This is a genomic window from Streptomyces sp. NPDC101165 (genome assembly GCF_044768135.1).
In the GTDB taxonomy this organism is placed as follows: Bacteria; Actinomycetota; Actinomycetes; order Streptomycetales; family Streptomycetaceae; genus Streptomyces.
In genome coordinates, this window is the sequence record NZ_JBIWPG010000057.1 from 1 (window position 1) to 1,498 (window position 1,498).

A 1,498-nucleotide genomic window follows, 5' to 3' on the forward strand; every position below is an offset into this window, starting at 1 on the left:
GCGAAGCCGACACCGATGACCGGGTTGTAGCCCGCCTTCGCCAGGGTCTCCAGGCGCTGCACCTTGTCCGCGTCCGACTCGTTGTCCGTCGGCTCCACGTCCCGGCCGCTGGCACCGAAGTCCTTCTGAGCCTTCTGGAAGCCCGCGTAGGCGGCGTCGTTGAAGGACTGGTCACCCTTGCCACCGACGTCGTACGCGAGGCCGATGCCCTTGGACTTGCCCTCGGTGGAGGAGGAGGTGGACGAGCTGCCACAGGCAGAGACGGTGACGGCCAGCGCTGCGGTCGCAACGCCTGCAATCGTGATACGAGACACCCGGCGCATGGAACTTGACTCCTTTGTGCAAGCGCCCAAACCAGGCGCTGGTTCCGCCGCAGCGTAACGCGCGTAGACAAACGAGAAAACCCCAACTTGCCAGAGCGTTATACGACCGTTTTGAACCTCGGTGGGTACGTCACCGCAGCAGCTGGGCCACCTGGACAAACAGCCTCGACCACACCTGACTTGACGTGCACTTATCAGACGAGTCGTTCTCCAAGATCACTCCTGGGGAGGATCTTCCCGCTGGTCGGCACCGGAAGAATCCTTGATCGCAATACGCATCTCCGCAGGTCTGACCAACCTGCGGCACCTCATTGATCTACGGGGAACAACATGAAAATGACCAGACTCGCCGCTGCAGCAGCCAGCGTCGGCGTCGCCGTGTCGGCGACCGTCATCGGTGTCGCCACACCCGCTCTGGCCTCTGCCGACTGCCACACCTGGATCTCCCACGACCAGTCGACCGGCTACGCCCAGTGCAGCGGGGGCGGCACGCGCTTCGACACCCACCGGGTGAAGGTCGTCTGCGTCGGCCCCAGCGGCCACACGTTCAACGTCAACGGCAACTGGGTCAACACCCGCGCCCATGAGACCTCGAAGGCCGTCTGCACCACCAACCCGAAGGCCTCGGGTGTCGGCGTGTACAAGATCAGCGTCGAGACGGACCCGTTCGACTAACCGCGCCCTGCACGATGAGGCGACGGAGTCGCTCGTAGTAGCACAGCGCCGCCGCGAGACCGCACCGGCGCACTCACTGCAGGCTGAAGCACGGAAGGAGCCCCGTACCGAACGGTCGGGGCTCCTTCTTCATGCCTGCGGCAGGTGCCGACTTACTTCGTGTTGACGGTGATCTTGCCGTCGACGATGTCCTGCTTCGCCTTGGCGACCGCAGCGACGACATCCTTCATGGCCTGGTACTTCGGGTTGGAGTCGGCGAAGCCCACCCCGCCGGACTTCAGGTCACCGCGCACGTCGCCGCTCAACGGCTTGCCGTCGTGGACCGACTTGGCAAGGTTGTAGACCGCACCGCCGACGTTCTTCAGGGCCGAGCCGAGGATGTAGTCCTTGTACTTGGCCAGCGCAGCCTGCTTGTACTGGTCGGAGTCGACGCCGATGGCCCAGACCTTGTGCTCGGCGGCGGACTTGATCACACCCTGGCCGGAGAGGCCGGCGGCGGC

2 protein-coding genes and 1 pseudogene are annotated in these 1,498 nt (G+C 64.6%); 1 reads left to right on the forward strand and 2 read right to left on the reverse strand.

The genetic code is table 11. The features are described from left to right. Positions 1 to 323: pseudogene (locus ACIRVH_RS46435) on the reverse strand (BMP family ABC transporter substrate-binding protein); the annotation flags it as partial. 336 nt (positions 324 to 659) lie between these two features. Between ACIRVH_RS46435 and ACIRVH_RS46440 the strand changes: the two are divergent. Then, positions 660 to 998, forward strand: coding sequence for a hypothetical protein (locus ACIRVH_RS46440; RefSeq protein WP_403967169.1), 339 nt, complete (start codon positions 660 to 662; stop codon positions 996 to 998). 152 nt (positions 999 to 1,150) lie between these two features. On the opposite strand, the gene ACIRVH_RS46445 is transcribed toward ACIRVH_RS46440, so the two are convergent. After that, on the reverse strand, positions 1,151 to 1,498 hold a 348-nt coding region (locus tag ACIRVH_RS46445), incomplete at its 5' end, for a BMP family protein (RefSeq protein WP_403967172.1).

Excerpts from the sequence above, each read along its gene's own strand:
- ACIRVH_RS46440 (WP_403967169.1), top strand. The coding sequence starts at position 660 with ATGACCAGACTCGCCGCTGCAGCAGCCAGCGTCGGCGTCGCCGTGTCG.